The sequence below is a fragment of the Oceaniferula spumae genome (assembly GCF_042849255.1).
Classification (GTDB): Bacteria; Verrucomicrobiota; Verrucomicrobiia; order Verrucomicrobiales; family Akkermansiaceae; genus Oceaniferula; species Oceaniferula spumae.
Genome location: NZ_AP026866.1, coordinates 3472461 through 3489074, shown reverse-complemented (window position 1 = coordinate 3489074; position 16614 = coordinate 3472461). Strand labels below are relative to the sequence as shown.

General features: G+C 53.0%; 13 protein-coding genes. 9 read left to right on the top strand and 4 right to left on the bottom strand.

Annotated elements, in window-relative coordinates:
* Nucleotides 1–79 precede the first annotated feature (79 nt).
* From ACSPJT_RS14755 to ACSPJT_RS14735, 5 genes are all read left to right on the top strand, one after another.
* On the top strand, nucleotides 80–1648 hold the full coding sequence (locus tag ACSPJT_RS14755; RefSeq protein WP_435893323.1) for a hypothetical protein: 1569 nt from the start codon (nucleotides 80–82) through the stop codon (nucleotides 1646–1648).
* 73 nt (nucleotides 1649–1721) lie between these two features.
* Nucleotides 1722–3002: a hypothetical protein gene (locus ACSPJT_RS14750; RefSeq protein ID WP_435893322.1), complete on the top strand. Its 1281-nt coding sequence runs from the start codon at nucleotides 1722–1724 to the stop codon at nucleotides 3000–3002.
* A gap of 327 nt (nucleotides 3003–3329) precedes the next feature.
* Nucleotides 3330–4136 carry a PEP-CTERM sorting domain-containing protein gene (locus ACSPJT_RS14745; protein ID WP_435893321.1) on the top strand — a complete coding sequence of 269 codons (807 nt, stop codon included), beginning with the start codon at nucleotides 3330–3332 and terminating at the stop codon, nucleotides 4134–4136.
* Nucleotides 4137–4309: 173 nt separating this feature from the next.
* Nucleotides 4310–7174: a sialate O-acetylesterase gene (locus ACSPJT_RS14740; protein WP_435893320.1), complete on the top strand. Its 2865-nt coding sequence runs from the start codon at nucleotides 4310–4312 to the stop codon at nucleotides 7172–7174.
* 56 nt (nucleotides 7175–7230) lie between these two features.
* A complete protein-coding gene (locus tag ACSPJT_RS14735; RefSeq protein ID WP_435893319.1) occupies nucleotides 7231–7602 on the top strand; it encodes a VOC family protein in 372 nt (123 codons plus the stop codon).
* A gap of 73 nt (nucleotides 7603–7675) precedes the next feature.
* Here the strand turns inward: ACSPJT_RS14735 and ACSPJT_RS14730 are convergent, their stop codons facing one another.
* The gene (locus tag ACSPJT_RS14730; RefSeq protein WP_435893318.1) at nucleotides 7676–8275 is read right to left on the bottom strand and encodes a polysaccharide biosynthesis/export family protein; all 600 of its coding nucleotides are present in this window, start codon (nucleotides 8273–8275) and stop codon (nucleotides 7676–7678) included.
* Nucleotides 8276–8534: 259 nt separating this feature from the next.
* Here ACSPJT_RS14730 and rpsB point away from each other — a divergent pair, with 259 nt between their 5' ends.
* Together rpsB and tsf are read left to right on the top strand one after the other, a co-directional pair.
* Nucleotides 8535–9215 carry a 30S ribosomal protein S2 gene (gene rpsB, locus ACSPJT_RS14725; RefSeq protein ID WP_435893317.1) on the top strand — a complete coding sequence of 227 codons (681 nt, stop codon included), beginning with the start codon at nucleotides 8535–8537 and terminating at the stop codon, nucleotides 9213–9215.
* A gap of 69 nt (nucleotides 9216–9284) precedes the next feature.
* On the top strand, nucleotides 9285–10151 hold the full coding sequence (tsf, locus tag ACSPJT_RS14720) for a translation elongation factor Ts (protein ID WP_435893316.1): 867 nt from the start codon (nucleotides 9285–9287) through the stop codon (nucleotides 10149–10151).
* A gap of 163 nt (nucleotides 10152–10314) precedes the next feature.
* On the opposite strand, the gene ACSPJT_RS14715 is transcribed toward tsf, so the two are convergent.
* Complete coding sequence (locus tag ACSPJT_RS14715) at nucleotides 10315–11604, bottom strand: hypothetical protein (protein WP_435893315.1); 1290 nt, start codon at nucleotides 11602–11604, stop codon at nucleotides 10315–10317.
* Nucleotides 11605–11882: 278 nt separating this feature from the next.
* Between ACSPJT_RS14715 and ACSPJT_RS14710 the strand changes: the two genes are divergently transcribed.
* Both ACSPJT_RS14710 and ACSPJT_RS14705 read left to right on the top strand, forming a co-directional pair.
* Nucleotides 11883–12671 (top strand): FRG domain-containing protein, encoded by a 789-nt coding sequence (locus ACSPJT_RS14710; protein WP_435893314.1) that lies wholly within the window; start codon nucleotides 11883–11885, stop codon nucleotides 12669–12671.
* Nucleotides 12672–12763: 92 nt separating this feature from the next.
* The gene (locus ACSPJT_RS14705; protein ID WP_435893313.1) at nucleotides 12764–13612 is read left to right on the top strand and encodes an alpha/beta hydrolase; all 849 of its coding nucleotides are present in this window, start codon (nucleotides 12764–12766) and stop codon (nucleotides 13610–13612) included.
* A gap of 94 nt (nucleotides 13613–13706) precedes the next feature.
* Here ACSPJT_RS14705 and ACSPJT_RS14700 read toward each other — a convergent pair whose 3' ends face one another.
* Together ACSPJT_RS14700 and ACSPJT_RS14695 are read right to left on the bottom strand one after the other, a co-directional pair.
* Entirely contained in the window at nucleotides 13707–14996 is a 1290-nt protein-coding gene (locus ACSPJT_RS14700) for a DEAD/DEAH box helicase (RefSeq protein ID WP_435893312.1), read from the bottom strand.
* 37 nt (nucleotides 14997–15033) lie between these two features.
* Complete coding sequence (locus ACSPJT_RS14695; protein ID WP_435893311.1) at nucleotides 15034–16599, bottom strand: arylsulfatase; 1566 nt, start codon at nucleotides 16597–16599, stop codon at nucleotides 15034–15036.
* Between the last annotated feature and the right edge of the window lie 15 nt (nucleotides 16600–16614).

The window sequence follows — 16614 nt, the reverse complement described above, 5'->3', positions numbered from 1 at the left end:
GCTACTGGCCTTCATTTGAGTAAAAGAGAAAGCAAGCACCCACTCCTCCCGTAGATAGGACGAACTTCCGATCTACAGCATGCACCTATATCACAAATTCCAGCTTCTAGCTCTCGTTTCCACGGTGCTCTGTACCCTGCCATTGCACGCTGATGCCGAGTCTGATGTCCGCAAGAAGGCCGTGCACTACGAGGACTTCGGTGCCAAGGGCGACGGAAAAACAGACGACAGCGCAGCAATCAGGAAAGCCCACGCTCACGCAAACCACCACGGCCTTCCAGTTAGAGCAAACGATCAGGCTGTCTATTACATTGGCGACCAAGACCAACCAGCCCAGATCCAGACAAACACCCACTTTGGCACTGCGCGCTTCATCATCGATGACCGCGCGATCAAAAACCATCGAGTGCCGGTGTTTCTCGTCCCCTCGACCCAAAAGCCTGTCCCCCTTCCGAAAATCACCAAGCTCACGCGCCATCAAAAAAGGTTGGCCATCTCGCTACCTAGCGATTGCATCGTGCACGTCAGCAACCGCAGGGTAAAACATTACATCCGCAAAGGTCTGAATCCAAACAAAGGAAAAGACCAGTCGGACGTATTTCTTGTTCGGAAAAACGGACTCATCGATCCTGACACTCCGATCCTGTGGGACTTCGATCACATCTCCCGCATCCGCGCCACACCGATCGACACATCGCCCCTAACGATCTCCGGCGGCCACTTCACAACCATCGCGAACAACGAAAAATCCGAATACGATTATTACGCACGAGGCATCACCATCCAGCGTTCCAACGTCACACTCCAAGGTATCAACCACCTCATCACCGGTGAAGGCGACCACGGAGCGCCCTACCATGGATTTGTGAACATCAGAGAGTGCGCCAATGTCACCGTGCTCGACTGCTCGCTGAGCGGACATAAAACCTACAGAACCATAGGCAGGGCCGACAAACCGGTCTCGATGGGTAGCTACGACATCACGGTAACGCGTGCCATCAATGTCTCGTTCATCAATTGCAAACAACTCAACGACATCAAGGACAGTTCGCGCTGGGGCATCATGGCCTCCAACTACTGCAAGAACCTGAGCTACGATGGCTGCACGCTCTCGCGCTTCGACGCCCACATGGGAGTCGCCGGAGCCGTGATCAAGAATTCCACCCTCGGTCACGCCGGCCTCAACGCCATCGGCCACGGCACACTGACGGTAGAAAACTCCACCATTTACGGCAGAAACCTGGTCAATCTCCGCAGCGACTACGGCAGTAACTGGCGAGGAGAGTTCATCATCCGCAACTGCAAATTCATCCCCGCCTGCGGCAAACCCATCAGCCCCAGTCTCATCGGCGGCCACAACGATGGCTCACATGACTTCGGCTACCCCTGCCACATGCCTGCAAAAATCACCATCCACAACCTGCACATCGACGACTCCCAGCATCCTAACAACTATAAGGGTCCAAGTATCTTTGCTAATTTCAATCCGAACTTTACCTCCAACCAAGGAGCGCAAAAACACCCATACACACTTACCAAAGAAGTCGTGCTGGAGAACATCACCACCGCCAGCGGCCTCCCACTCCGCGTCAGTGATAACACTTCCATGTTTAAGAACGTCTCTGTGCAAGAGAAACAAAACAAATGACAAGGTGTTAGCCGCTGCTATTCCCTACAGCAACTGAACTTGACAATAAAAACCCCGAACACACATTGGGCGCGTGGCACAGGTATCTCTTGAAACAATCAAAACGGCCCTACCCGAGTCCAAACTCCGGCACGACGGCGGGTGGCTATTTTCCCCGAAGCCTCTCCAACTCGACAAAAAAACGACGAAGTCGATGACCCGGCTCGGCCACCCTCTGGCCCAATTTCAGCAAGCGTCCGATTCCATTTACCAGCGCAGCGTCAAAGGCAAACTCCCCTGCTGGATTCACCAGCTGCTCGACGCCGGCAAACCTCACTGGATTATCGAAGCGCAACGAGCGCAGAGCATCCGGCAGAACATGCCACGTGTGATCCGTCCCGACCTCATCCTAACAGGAGACGAAAACGAAAGCTCCTTCGCCCTCACCGAGTTGGACTCAGTACCCGGCGGTATGGGCATCACACTCTGGCTCTCCCAGTTTTATGCCAAACACGGCTTTGATGTGTTAGGTGGTGAAAATGGGATACGTGACGGTTTTCAATCGCTGCTCGACGAAGGCGGCCGCGTTCTCGTCAGTGAAGAATCAGGCGACTACCAACCGGAGCTCGAATGGCTCGCCGAGCAGTGCTCTAACATCACCGTAGAAAGCGCCGAAGAAGACCAAGGTGCCGATTCCCCTGCCTACCGATTTTTCGAATGGTTCGACTGGGAAAACATCCCCGCTGCCAAAAAACTCGCCGCATCCGCCAATCTAACATCTCCCTGCAAACCCCACCTTGAGGAAAAACTCTGGCTGGCACTTCTCTGGTCGCCATCACTACGCGGCATCTGGGAAAAAGAACTGCGCGGCAATCACCTGAATCGCGTGCGCGACATCGTGCCCTTCGGCTGGGTGTTAGATCCGGCACCGCTCCCCCCACAAGGAGCTCTACCAAGGCTCGGCGTTCACTCATGGGAAGAAGTCGCGGATTTTTCCCAGACCGAACGTCGACTCGTGTTAAAAATCAGCGGCTTCTCCGAGCTCGCCTGGGGCTCACGCGGCGTTTACATCGGTCATGACATGCCCGGCAACGAGTGGTCAGAAAAAATCAACGAAGCCACCGCTGCGTTCGATTCCCAACCGCGCATGATGCAGCAATATCATTCCGGAAAAATCATCGAGCACCCCTACTTCGATCCGGACACCGGCGAAGAAAAGATCATGCAAGGCCGCGCCCGCCTTTGTCCATATTTCTTCTCCGACAAAAACGGCAAGACCTCCTTCGGCGGCTGCCTGGCCACCATCGTTCCTGCGGACAAAAAGAAGATCCACGGTATGAAGGATGGTATCCTCGTTCCCTGCATGGTGGAATAGGCGCAAATCTTACATAAGACAGATGCCTTCCCTGTTAACTGTTAGTCGCCACATGGACCGGCGTGTGCTGTTTTGTGACTGCTAGTCGCAGTCCTCTGATGCTCGCAACGCATACAATATTTAGCGGCTCCCCAATATCTGGCGCTTACATTGAGCCCCTGTATGTAAATAGGTCAAATAAGACCCCTTATGCCGACGAGTTAAAATTTTGCTCTTACTCGACAGCAATGCATAAGTGCCTAATCCGCAGTTAACTGCTGCAAGTGCATGTCAATCATGTTGGATTCCCCAACACGGATTACATCCACTAAACACACAACATTAATCATGAAAAAAACAACATTAACCTATGTATCCATGGGTCTTGTAGCTAGCTGTCTCACATCATCTGCGGCAAATTTTGCAATGACAGGAGGAAATATTAGGATTGGAGACAACTGGCAAAATACGGATGATGCATCCACAGGGACTTTACCTGGAGTAGGTGATACAGCAGTCATTGCCGTAGACGGAACAATGAACAGTCTGTTCAATGGAGATTTATCCGGGGCTACCATTACACAGAATGCAGGATTAATGACTGCTGCTGGGTTTAACTGGAACAATGCCATTGCCAGTAGTAGTTATACTCTTGCAGGCGGCGCAATTACTGCATCGAATAACTTTAACATTCAAAGCACCACATTTAATTTCACTGGTGGCACATTCAGCTTTAATGCTCAGCTACTTTCGAACAATGCAGCTGGAACATTCAATATCAGTGGTAATGCAGTTCTCAGTTCCACTGGCGCCACTGGTTTTGATCTCCGATTAAATGCCGATAATAGCACCTTCGACATTGCTAGTGACTGGACAGGTAGTTTCACCAGTGCAGAGGATGCCACAGAGGCTGACTGGATATCACAACTGGTTTATGGAGCCGGTATTATAGAAAGCGGAACAGCAGCGCAGCAGAATAATGCTCGTCTAATCAGTGTTGGAGGCACGGATATTACAGATGCCAACTTCGGAGACTTTTTCGTGGTCACCCCTGACGGAAGCGGCGGTAGCTCACTAACGCTCGTCCCCGAGCCATCATCAACCGCTCTTCTTGGTCTTGGTGGTCTTGCGCTGATACTCCGCCGCCGCAAGTAGTAATCGTTCTAAACCCTCTTGCAAAACCCACCTTGGCTTCGCGCAGAGGTGGGTTTTTGCACCTCACGTTGTTGCTTTGTTTCATGGCAATCACGTTGCCGAGCCGTGCATTCCACCTATGCCGTCGCTTACCGCACTCACACCATTTTCTATCACATTCTTTAAAAATCCATATGAGACTTCATCCACTTAAAGTCATCGCCGTTGTAGCTTCCATGCTGGTATTAGCGGCTGGTCTTACAAGCGCGGCGTCATTCACTTTCACTGGCGGGAACATCCGACTCGGCACCTCTTGGCAAAACGATGGCGATACCTCCACCGGCACCCATCCGGGAGTAGGAGATACTGGTCTCGTAGCTCAGGACGGAGAATTTAGTGGTGGCAATGCCAACGGTATCTGGAACGGAGCAGTTATCACTCAAACTTCAGGAACATTAACTGGTACTTGGAACATCAATAGCTCCTCGGCCACTTATAACCTTGAAGGAGGCACGATTGATAATGCCGGTAATTTCAATGCCAACGGCAGCACTTTTAACCTTTCAGGTGGTTTACTCCAGTTCTCCGGAGACTTGATTGTCAATAACGCGACAGGTGTCGTTCATGTGAGCGGAAATGCTACCATTCAGGCCGACAGTGGCGATTTTGATCTTCGCCTCAATAACGATGATGCCCAATTTAATATCGCCGCGGACTGGACTGGGAGCTTCATCAGCGCCAACGATGCCACCGAGGCTGATTGGATCGCCGAATTAGTCTACGGTGCTGGACCTGAAGGAACGGGCACCCCTGGGACAGTAAATACAAATCGTCTCATCACTGTGGGAGGAACAGCCATCGACGACACGAACTTCGGAGTCTATTTTATCGTCACTCCTGATGGCAACGGAGGCAGTTCATTAACGCTCGACCCCAACCCTGTCATTTCTCCGACACTCACATTGGCGTCCCCATTTCAAAACCGTATGGTTCTTCAACGGGGGAAACCTGTGAAAGTATGGGGCACATCCGATCCCAGTGCGGCTGTTTCTGTTAGCTTCAATGGCACAACCGTTAACGGCACGGCTGACGCGGCAGGAAACTGGCTGGTCCAGCTCCCTTCGCAAACCGCAGGTGGCCCACACAGCTTGGTTGTCACCAGTGGCAGCACGACAAGAACCATTGCCGATGTGCTCGTCGGTGACGTCTGGTTCTGTTTCGGCCAATCTAACATGGTCCGTCCACTTAGCGAAATGGATGACTCCTCGTCCTATATTTCTGCCATTGCCGGTAACGACAACATCCGCTGCCTTAAGATCAACCAGGATGCCAGCCTCACAGAAGCTGAAAGTGCCGGCATGAACTGGCTGGCCAACTCCAGCGCGGGCAGCTGGACTGCGGTTGGTTCGGTATTTGCCCACCGGTTACACACAGCGACGAATATGCCGGTCGCCATTATTTGGGCAGCCTGGGGTAGCAGCTCCATCGAAGGCTGGATGCCACTTGAGCTTAGAGGGCAACTACCGCATTTCGATGAAATGATGAATCTCTACCAGAGTATCAGCGAGTATCAATCGGGAGACACCACCTCCAGCAGGCTGCCATCAGGTTACAGCACCAATGCCGAAGGAATCGCCGGACTGACCGCCAACGGCTGGTCGTCCACTAGTGACGATATCTTTATGCGCACCCGGCCAAATATCATTTATAACAAAATGATCCACCCGATGCGGAACTATGGCATTTCGGGTTTCATCTGGTATCAGGGAGAAGCCAATTCTGGTCCTATTGAAAACTGTGCCCAGTATGGCTTCAGCCTGCCACGGCTCGTCACCGAATACCGTGAGCGATTTGAACAGGGGGATATACCGTTCTTCGGAGTTCAATTACCCTCACACAACGGCAGCAACTGGCCTTGGTTCCGGGAAGCACAGAGCCAACTTAAAACACTGAACAATGCTCATCTTGCAGTGACCATTGACACTGGCAGCTCATCAGACGTCCACCCAACTGACAAAGAGCCCATCGGCATTCGCCTCTCCCTCCTCGCACGGAAATACGCACTCGGCGAGTCCGTTGCGGCCCACGGGCCTACCTTCGACTCGATGTCAGTCAGCGGCAGTGACGTCACCATCACCTTCACCAACGCGACGGGCATGAACGCAAACACATCCGCCGGTCTTTTCCAAATCGCCGGACCTGGCGCCAACCCTACTTTCCACAACGCGGACAGCATTTCTGTGAGTGGCAATCAGGTCACCATCAGCTCGACCTCTGTGACGGATCCTCAGGAAATACGCTATGCGTGGATTCCCGTTCCCAATGCACTGACCACACTTAAAAATAGCAGCGGCATTCCGGCCGCTCCTTTCAGAACGGACACGTTCCCCCTGCCGGGGCTGGGCGCGCAGAGCCCCCGAGGAATCGACGATGCTTACGAGACTCCTCAGAACGCCGCACTCAATATTCCTGCAGGAGGCGTCCTAACAAACGACATTGATCTCAATCGCGATACCCTCACCGCCACACTCGTGACCGACGTCAGCCACGGAACGCTCTCACTGCTTTCTGATGGTTCATTCAGCTACACTCCTCACAACGGCTTCGCTGGCACGGATAATTTCACCTATACCAGCTCGGATGGTGAACTCACTTCGGCAAATACCATCGTCACCATCACCGTCACGGGTACGCAAACTGGCTATTACACATGGCGGACAGGTATCGCATGGAATTCTGGCGATGATGAAACGGCAAACGGAGATCCGGACTCAGATGGTATCGGCAACTTTCTTGAGTTTGCTTTTGGTCTCAATCCTTTTCTTGCTGACGCAACCAGCCTTCCCAGAGTGAGCAGTTTTGACGCTGATTTTGTCTATTATGAATTCAATAATGCCCAAGAAGGCGTGGTCTATGAAGTCCTGCTATCTAGCGATCTGATCACTTGGAGCAATCCCCCATTTGCAACCCTAACAAATACATCAAGCACGCCTGTTCAGATTCCCCGGACTAAGGAAGTCGATGGCAAATTATTCATCCGCCTGCGTGTTTCTGAATAAAATCAGCGACCTGAAAGATGGAATCCTCGTGCCCTGCATGGTAGAGTAACTTCTATATGAAAATTCAAGAAATCGCATTCTCCTGCTATCCGGTCACCGACATGGAAAAATCACGGGCTTTTTACGAAGGAATCCTCGGGCTGACGTGCACCATGGACAGTGAACACGATGGTGCTCATTGGGTGGAGTATGATATTGGTGCCGGCACACTGGCCATCGGTAAGGCTCCAGGCATGAACCCTAGCTCGGATGGCTGTAGCGTGGGACTGGAAGTCGATGATTTTGACAACGCCATAGCCGAACTCAAAGCGGCTGGTGTCGAATTTGGTTTCGGGCCGATAGAAACCCCAGTCTGCCATATGGCATTTGTGTTAGACCCTGACGGAAACTCGGTAGGTATCCACAAACGCAAAGAGGGGCATCACTAAGATTGCCTCCCAGAGCCAAAGTCACGATAGACGGCATTCTGGTGCCGTGCAGGTTGGAATAGATCAACGGGCATTACCCACGATCAATAATCCCGCCTCTCTGTGGCACTGTGATGACGTCGTTGGGGAATACTAACAATGTCTGCGACTTGGGCTCTTTGAAGTCGTATTTGTAGCGCATGAGCTTGCCCTCCTTGTTCTTGCGGGTCAGGTAGAGATATTTGCTGGCGAAGGGAGTGCGATCGCCAGCTTGCTGAATTGCCTCGGCGAGCGTCATGCCCTCGCGGTACTGCACTCGTCCCGGTTTCTTCACCTGGCCACCCACGCTGAGCACCATCTGGATCATCTTTTTCTCACCCTCAATCACTTGGAGAGAGATTGTTGGCGAGGTGTAGATTTCAGCCGCTTTGAAGGCAGCCTCGATATTGCGCTCAACCTGCTCCGGCGTTTTGCCGGCGGCCTGGATGTTGACGTTGATGATGGGGATGCGGATGTTTCCTGAGTCGCGCACTCGGTATTCTCCGTCGACTTTGACCTGCTCGCTGGCGGGAACTCCTTTGAGGGAAATTTTGACAGCATCGCCGCTTTTGATCACCCCGGCGTGGGCTGGAAGGAGGAATGAACAGAATCCAACAAGGGCGGCTAACAACTTAAGGTTTTTTAATAGTTTCATAACGTAAATATCAGAGGCGATACAGACACAGACATCGGGGGCGCGTGAACTGTTCGATATTTCCTATTTTGCAACTAGAAATATCTTGTCAAAACAGGACCCATCCACTAGGAACCCGCCAGCCTTTGGCACGCCGCCTCATCAACTACGGGAAATTGAAGGACTTAGCTCGCTCAGATTTGAGAATGAGCTGGATAAGCGGTGGATTTCCCAACCCAACCAGAGCCACCCTGATTCAAGGGGGGACAACAAAAATACAATGGTCAACGAACTGATTAACGAAATGGTAGAAGCTGGCGTTCACTACGGACACCAGACCCGCAAGTGGAACCCGAAAATGAAGCCTTACCTCATGAAGGACAAAGGTGGGATCTACATCATCAACCTCGAGGAAACTGTAAGATGCCTCGATAAAGCATCCGATTTCCTCGGAGAACTCTCCAGCAAAGGCAAGAAAGTCCTCTTCGTAGGCTGCAAGCGCCAGGCACAAGACGCCGTGCGCGAAGCTGCTGAAGCCATTGGCCAGCACTACGTAAACCACCGCTGGCTTGGTGGCACCCTGACCAACCTCGCCACCATCCGCCGCTCTGTTGAGCGCCTCAAGTATCTCGAAGACATCGAGAAGTCCCCTGACTTCAAGAAAATGTCCAAGAAGGAGCTCTCCGCCCTCGGCCGTGAGCGTGAAAAACTTCTGCGCAACCTTCGCGGTGTGCGTGACATGGAAAACCTTCCTGCCGCTATGGTCATCGTCGACTCCGCTCGTGAGACCATCGCCGTTGCTGAAGCCCGCCGTCTGAACATTCCTGTGATCGCCATCGTTGATACCAACGCAGATCCTGGCGTGATCGATTACCCCATCCCCGGTAACGACGACGCCACTCGCTCGATCCGTCTGATCCTTCAGAATCTGGTCGACTCCATCGCCGTCAAGAAAGACTAGTTCTAGCCTGGCGATCCCAAATCGCCACTAGTTCCCAATTTCCTAATACCTATTTAACCAATACCTATTATGATCACCGCATCCGCTGTTCAAGAGCTCCGCAAAATCACCAACGCAGGCATGATGGCCTGTAAAAAAGCCCTCACCGAAACTGAAGGCGACCTCGACGCTGCTGTAAAGCTGCTTCGCGAAAAAGGCATCGTTAAGTCCGCTGGTCGTTCCGACCGCGAAACATCCGAAGGCCTCGTCTCCGCTCACGTTTCCAGCTGTGGCAAGAGCGGCCTGCTCGCTGAAGTCAACTGCGAGACCGACTTCGTTGCCAAAAACGAAGGCTTCGGCGCATTTGTCACCGACATCATCAAAACCATCTCCGAGTCTGACGCCTCTGACGCCGAAGCAGCAGCCGCTGTTTCCTACGCAGACGGCACCGTGCAAGACGCCCTTGGAGCCAAGTTCACCGAGCTCGGTGAAGTCATCAAGATCAAGCGTGTCACACGTTACAACCTTGAAGGCAACGGCGCCATCGACAGCTACATCCACATGGGTGGCAAAGTCGGCGTTCTCCTCGAGCTTGGCGCTGAGAAAGAAGAGTCCGCATCTACTGACGCGTTCAAAGAACTCTCACGCGACATCTGCCTGCACATCGCAGCCCTTAACCCAGCCGGCCTGACCCGCGACGATCTCGACGCCTCCACCATCGAGGAAGAAAACGAAATCAACCGCAAGCAGCTCGAAGCCGAAGGCAAGCCAGCCGAAATCATCGAAAAGATCCTCGTTGGCAAGATCAACAAGTTCTTCTCCGAGTCTTGCCTGATCGACCAAGCCTTCGTCAAAGACGACAAGGTCAGCGTGAAGCAGCAAGTTGCCGCAGTCGGCAAAGAGATCGGTGACACCCTCACCATCCGCCGCTTCGCCCGCTTCAGCATCGGCGCATAAGCGTGACGGCGACTCTCCAGTCGCCCCGTCCAATCCATTCCCAAACCCACCTTGCGCACGCAGGGTGGGTTTTTTATTGGCGTGACTCGGCACCGCTTTGTCCAAAATCGGCTTGCCTGCCCGCCCGTAGCTTTGTGCGAAAGCGGGACGATTTCCTACTCGCCTACAGACCGTCCGTCTTTTTCTTGAGCGCCTCGAGGATGGCTGCGACCTCTGGAATGTGGCCATAGGTTTCTCCGAGCTTTTCCGCTTGCTTGGCCAGCTTCGCATCAAAACGCCGCATGGACGAGCCACCACCTGAGTCCGTGAGATACTTCTCGGATAGCTCATCGAGTGCCAGCAGGGCTTCGTGATAGGTCTTGTTATCAGGAGCCTTCTCCAGTTCGCTAATCAATAACTGTAGCACGGTCGCGTTATGCCCCTCGGGCTGATAGTAGTCCCTCAAGACAACCGCGTTGGAGTAGGCTCGCATCGCGTTGCTTTCCTGCAGTTCCTTGAGCCAGATCAGAGAGGCATATTCAAAATCTTTGCTCTCCTCTTCATGGTTCTCTTTTTCCTCACCGAGATATCTGCAGTTCATCCAGAAAATGCCGTCTTCCCGATAACTATCCGCTGCACGCGGATGACCCTTTGGACTGATGCGGTGAAAACCGTTTCTCCTGAAACGTGAGACCGCCTGCGCCGTGACGTAGCGGTTGAAGTCATAGCCACCACCAATTCCATAAACCACCTCCGCGCGTGGACTTAACCCAGAGAGAAGGTAAGCAGCACTAGGCATCACGCCGTATGCGGGCCTGATGGTGGTGTTAATAAACGACTGAGCACCGCCGCCGGAATGCCCTGCGAAGTGGAGCCGTTGCTCATCGAGCGGCAGTGTGCTGAAAAGATGATCGAGGCTGTTTTTGCAGTGCTTGGTGTTGGCCTTGGCATTGTTGACGCTGCCTTTGCCATTGCTGGAATTCACCGATAAGGCGACCACCCAGCCAAAGCGATCGGCCACATCGGTCATGCCCTTGATGAACCCAGCGTTCTTGGCACCCCAGGGAGCACAGAAAAAGATCAACGGTGCCGGGCGGTCCTGCTTCAGACTTTTTGGCAGGTAAACGAAGTAAGACGATCCGCCACCGGCATCGATCGGTCCCTGCATCTGACCCAAGGGATAAGCCAAACCTTCCGCCTGCTTGGCATCGCTGCCGGGCGCTGGCGTGGTCGCATCTGGAATGGCGAAGTGCTTCTGGATAAATTTCTGATCGGCCTCGACCAACTTGGACATGTCGAGCTTCACCGTCTTACCATTGTCCATCTTGAGATAAACCGTGCCATCCTTCACCTGCGTCGCAGACGCCTTCGCCTTGTGCCCCGAACTTGTATTCCACTCCCGCACCTCTGTAGGGCTGGCATGCAGGACAGAACAAAGGGCGAGGGATGTGAGCAATAAGGGGATTTTTTTCATGTTAGAAGCGATTGGGACACGCAACCTAACCAGCATGTAAATCCGCGACAAGGTCCTAGTGCCGGTTTCTGGGTCATGCACCCGACCGAGCTCATATTGCAACTTGCGCTCCCATAATAATCATTTCTCTTGCCGCACCTGAGACTAACAGACTACAGTCCAAACAATCAAAATAGATATTCAAGCCATACACATCACCCCAACAGACTTAGAACTCAATCACCAGTTAAGCCCCATTTCCCTTAACGACTAAAAACCTGTAAGCAATATAGACCACCATGAAGATCAACTTACTCTCTGACTTCATTGATTTTGCGAGAAAAGGTCAACCTGACATTGCCACGTTTATATACCGAGCACAGCCTGACAAACGCCGAACCGTGGACGGCGACGTGTATGATGCCATTCTAGTTCCTTCGATATTTCGGCAGCACAGACCTTCCAGCATTACACTGGCAGAGCTAGAACACCAAATGATTCGTGATTTTCAACGTGAAGCCCACGCTTGGCTCACGGCAACTCCCTCATCTGAGATCGAATGGATGGCCCTAGCCCAACATCACGGAATTCCTACTCGTCTTCTAGACTGGACAACTAACCCACTAGTTTCGTTGTTCTTCGCGGTTGAGAATACAAATACTGAATTTGATGCGAGAATACATCGCGGCAAGATCTACGATTTTCAAATCTACGACTACGACAATGTTGACGAACAAGACACGAAATATTTCGACCAAGAAATTGGCCCATTCCGATTTTATATGCCAACTTACACTGACCGCCGACTAGCGGCGCAGTCATCCTGCTTCACGCTTCATCCACAAATGGAGTTTTACCAAAAGATTCAATACGATCACCACTTTACTAAAGTATTGCCTGAAGAGCTTGCAGTTACATCATGTGTAATCCCAAAGGCCAGATTCGGGGCAATCAAGGCAGAACTATATGAATTAGGCGTTTCCTACAAAACTCTCTTTCCGGGACTAGATGGGCTAGGAAAGTCGATCACGTATGGCTGCACAGCTCAAAGGGAGCTAATTCGCGAACCATTTCCTCCGAGACAGTGAAGTCAAAAACCTTCACCTGAAATCAACGATCGCTCTCCGGTAGTGGGTGGCTATGTTCTGACGTTCTCCACGAACTCTAAACACATTTCCCCATGCAACAAAGAGCTCGGTTCTATTCACTCACCATCTTTCTGGCGGTGACTCTCTCAATCGTGACCGGAGTTTCAGCGGAGCCGGATAAGCCGGTCATCCGGCTTTGGCCGATTGAGATGGTGGGTGTCGAGAAGAACCGACTCCGTGAAGAACAGATTGTTAGAAAGGACAAGATATCAGTCACCAATGTTCTCGATCCGAATTTGACCGTCTATTTGGCAAAAAGTGACCGACCAACAGCAGCTGTCATCTTCTGCCCGGGCGGTGCCTACAAGAAGCTGAGCTATCGCCCGGAAGAAGAGATCAAGAAATGGAACGATCTGGGCATCAGCCTGTTCCTTCTGAAATACACCGTCCCTGACAATCCTGATGCGGCTTTCAAAGATATCCAGAGAGCGGTCCGCTTGATCCGACATCAGGCTGACAAATGGAACATTGATCCCAACCGGATTGGGCTTCAGGGAAATTCGGCCGGAGGACACTTATGCGTGCGTCTCTCTCAGAACTACCAGCAAAAGGTCTATGAACCCATCGACGATGCCGACCGAGTGAGGTGCAATCCCAACTTTGTCATTGCGAGATCAGCCGCCTATTTTCAGGGCAGGAAGTCGGATCTCGAATTCGATGAGGCTTTGTTTCCCATGAAAAACAAGGTTGCCCCAACCTTCCTCACCTACTCCAAAGACGACAAGTTCAGCATCGGCGGCACGGAATATGCCAAGAGGCTGAAGAAGGCCGGAGGCACCGTGCATCTGAAACTCTTCAAAGGCGGCGGCCACGGAATGAGAGGTTGCGACTGGTTCACTCCCGCCACCCTGTGGCTTAAAGCAAACAAGATCATCGAATAGAACCGCTGCTTCCGGAATCTCCCCAACGCGGCAAATGTACGGAAACGATTTCACCATCCGAACCAAGGCCGCAGCCCAGGCTCCGTGTTCTTGACTACTTCCGCTTCCGCCAGTCCGTGCGCTTTTTTGCCGTCTTCTTGGCGGTCTTCTTCGCTTTGCCGCGAGGTGAGTTTTCAAAACGATCCGATGAGTGGCGTTTGGGCTGCCTTTTGACGAAGCGTTTGTCTTTTTCCTCCTCTGGTGCTGGCACCTTGTAGTTGAAACCTTCTGCTGTGCGTCTGGCCAGAGTTTTGCCGATGTGGCGCTCTAGCTTCTTGAGGCGTTCGCCATCGTTGTCGGTGATGAAGGTAATGGCGCAGCCCTCGGCTCCTGCCCGACCGGTGCGGCCAATGCGGTGGATGTAGTCGTCGCTCTGGCCTGGGAAATCATAATTCACCACGTGGGTGACGTTGGGGATGTCCAGTCCGCGCGCGGCGATGTCGGTGGCGACTAACACCCGGAGCTTGCTGGCTTTGAAATCTCTCAGTGCTCGGGCGCGGTGGTTTTGGGATCGATCGCTGTGAATAGCTTCAGCTTCGATTCCGGCACCGCGCAGTTCTTTGGTGAGAGTATCGGCATCCTCGCGGGTGCGCACGAAGGTGATGACGGAGAAGAACTGGTGGTCTTCTAACAAATGAATCAGCAAGGGTGCCTTGAGGTGCTGCGGCACGGGGTAGAGGTACTGGTCGACCGTTTCAGCCGGGTTGCTGCGCTCGCCGATCTCGATAGTTTGCGGGTCTTTGAGGATGGACTTGGAAAGTCGCTCCACTTGCTGGGGGAAGGTGGCGGAGAAAAGCAGGCTCTGGCGGCGCTTGGGCAGGCTGGCGGTGATTTCCTGAATGTCGGGCAGAAAACCCATGTCTAACATTCGGTCGGCCTCATCCAGCACGAGGTGGGTGAGTTTTCCAAAGTTGCAGTGGCCGTCTTGCATCAATGCCATCAATCGGCCTGGGGTGGCGATGACAATGTCGACGTTGCTCTTCAGCTTTTCAATCTGATGTTTTTCACTCGCCCCGCCCATGACGATGGCGGTGCGGAGGTTGGTGAATTTTCCGTAGGTCCGGATGCTGTCGTTGATCTGCTGCACCAGCTCGCGGGTGGGAGCGATGATCAGCACGCGGGCCGCCCGCTCAGTGAGTTCGTGATTGTTTTCCACCAGTTGGGAAAGCAGCGGCAGGGTGAATGCGGCGGTCTTTCCGGTGCCAGTCTGGGCCAGACCGATCAAGTCCCGGCCGGTGAGAATGGCGGGGATAGTTTTGGCCTGAATGGGCGTGGGGGTGGTGTAGCCGGCATCATCAGTGGCCTGAAGAATGCGTTTGTGAAGCCCTAGTGACTGGAATGACATACCCGCTGAGTAGGCGGACGGAGGAAAAACTCAAGTTTTATCGCTTTCCATCGCCTTTACCCTGCTTCCCTTTGGCTGGCACTCCGGACTTCTTCAAAAGCGGCGGCGTTTTCTCCGAAACGGGAACCACTACCTTGCCTTTGAGATGTCCTTGCTCCGTCGCTTGTTGGTGCCAGAGCTTCGAGAGCGCGGTTACTTTTTCAGGATGCTGGCTGGCGAGGTTGTTGAGTTCGGTGCCGTCTTTGGCCAGATTGTAGAGTTCCCATTGTGAGGCTCGGTGGGTGACTAGTTTCCAATCGCCCTGAATGATGGCGCGATTGGTGGCAAAGCGGAAGAAGAGCGAGGAGTGAGGGTCGCGGGTCTTGCCTTCAAAAATGGGCTTGAGTGAGAGGCCTTGCAGCGGTTCCAGCTCGATGCCAGGCCATGACTTGGGATACTCGGTGTCCGCGAGGTCGATGCAGGTGGCCATGAAGTCGATCAGGTGGGCGCGCTGCGGAGTGATCGAGCCAGTCTTCGCTGTGATGCCCGCCGGCCAGTGCGCAATCATCGGGGAATTGATGCCGCCAGCGTGTTGGTTTTGTTTGTGCAGGCGGAAGGGTGTGTTACCGACATGTGACCAGCCGGTGTCGTAGCACCAGTAGGAATCCGGATCCCACGGTTCTTTCTCGGCACGCTTAGTGCGATCAAAGGGGCAGGCTCCGTTGTCGGAACAGATCATGATGAGGGTGTTTTCATAGACTCCCTTTTCCTTGAGAAACTTGATGAGTTTCCCTGTGGTTTGATCCACTCGGTCGACCATGCCGGCAAAAGCGGTCATCCGGCGTGAGTCCCAGGCTTTTTCTTTATCAGTTAGATCCTCCCACGCCGGCACAAGCTCTGGCCGGGGGGCAAGTTTCCACTCATTGGGGATCAATCCCATTTCTAACTGTTTCTGGTATCGGACCTTTCTAATTTCATCCCAGCCGACATCGTAAACGCCTTCATATTTCTTGTAGTCCTCTTTTCTAACATGCAGTGGATAGTGCGGTGCGTTGTGGGCGATGTAGAGGAAAAAGGGTTTGTCGGGCGTCTCTTTCAGCGACTCGCCGAGGAAGCGGGTGGCAAACTCGATATTGGCATCCGTGGTGTAGAAATCATCGCCGAAGTCCGACCATGGCTTGCCATTGAGGCGAAAGGTGTCGTCCCCTTTGAAAAAATTCGTCGCTCCGGAGAGGTGGCCGAAATACTTTTCAAAACCACGATCGGTCGGTTCCTTAGTAAGGTGCCACTTGCCGACCATGGACGTTGAGTAACCTGACTTTTTCAGCACCTCGGCAATCGTCACACCACGGTTCAGCTTCGAGTCCCCTGCCTGATCGCTGTAGAGACCGGTCAGCAGACTGACGCGTGACGAGTGGCACTTGGCGGTGTTATGGAACTCACGGAAGCGAATCCCATTGGCCGCGAGGCTGTCGATGTTCGGTGTTTTGATCTCGCTGCCGTAACAACCGAAGTCAGAATAGCCAAGGTCATCCACCATCATGATGATGATGTTAGGCTTCTTGGCCGCCTGAATGCTGCAGACAAGCAGGCTGCCGAGGAGGAGCGTGATCAGGGATTTCATGAGATGTGGTGATGC

Excerpts from the sequence above, each read along its gene's own strand:
- ACSPJT_RS14745 (WP_435893321.1), top strand. The coding sequence starts at position 3,330 with ATGAAAAAAACAACATTAACCTATGTATCCATGGGTCTTGTAGCTAGC.
- ACSPJT_RS14715 (WP_435893315.1), bottom strand. The coding sequence starts at position 11,604 with ATGAAAAAAATCCCCTTATTGCTCACATCCCTCGCCCTTTGTTCTGTC.
- ACSPJT_RS14710 (WP_435893314.1), top strand. The coding sequence starts at position 11,883 with ATGAAGATCAACTTACTCTCTGACTTCATTGATTTTGCGAGAAAAGGT.
- ACSPJT_RS14755 (WP_435893323.1), top strand. The coding sequence starts at position 80 with ATGCACCTATATCACAAATTCCAGCTTCTAGCTCTCGTTTCCACGGTG.
- ACSPJT_RS14705 (WP_435893313.1), top strand. The coding sequence starts at position 12,764 with ATGCAACAAAGAGCTCGGTTCTATTCACTCACCATCTTTCTGGCGGTG.
- tsf (WP_435893316.1), top strand. The coding sequence starts at position 9,285 with ATGATCACCGCATCCGCTGTTCAAGAGCTCCGCAAAATCACCAACGCA.
- ACSPJT_RS14740 (WP_435893320.1), top strand. The coding sequence starts at position 4,310 with ATGAGACTTCATCCACTTAAAGTCATCGCCGTTGTAGCTTCCATGCTG.
- ACSPJT_RS14730 (WP_435893318.1), bottom strand. The coding sequence starts at position 8,275 with ATGAAACTATTAAAAAACCTTAAGTTGTTAGCCGCCCTTGTTGGATTC.
- rpsB (WP_435893317.1), top strand. The coding sequence starts at position 8,535 with ATGGTCAACGAACTGATTAACGAAATGGTAGAAGCTGGCGTTCACTAC.
- ACSPJT_RS14735 (WP_435893319.1), top strand. The coding sequence starts at position 7,231 with ATGAAAATTCAAGAAATCGCATTCTCCTGCTATCCGGTCACCGACATG.
- ACSPJT_RS14695 (WP_435893311.1), bottom strand. The coding sequence starts at position 16,599 with ATGAAATCCCTGATCACGCTCCTCCTCGGCAGCCTGCTTGTCTGCAGC.
- ACSPJT_RS14700 (WP_435893312.1), bottom strand. The coding sequence starts at position 14,996 with ATGTCATTCCAGTCACTAGGGCTTCACAAACGCATTCTTCAGGCCACT.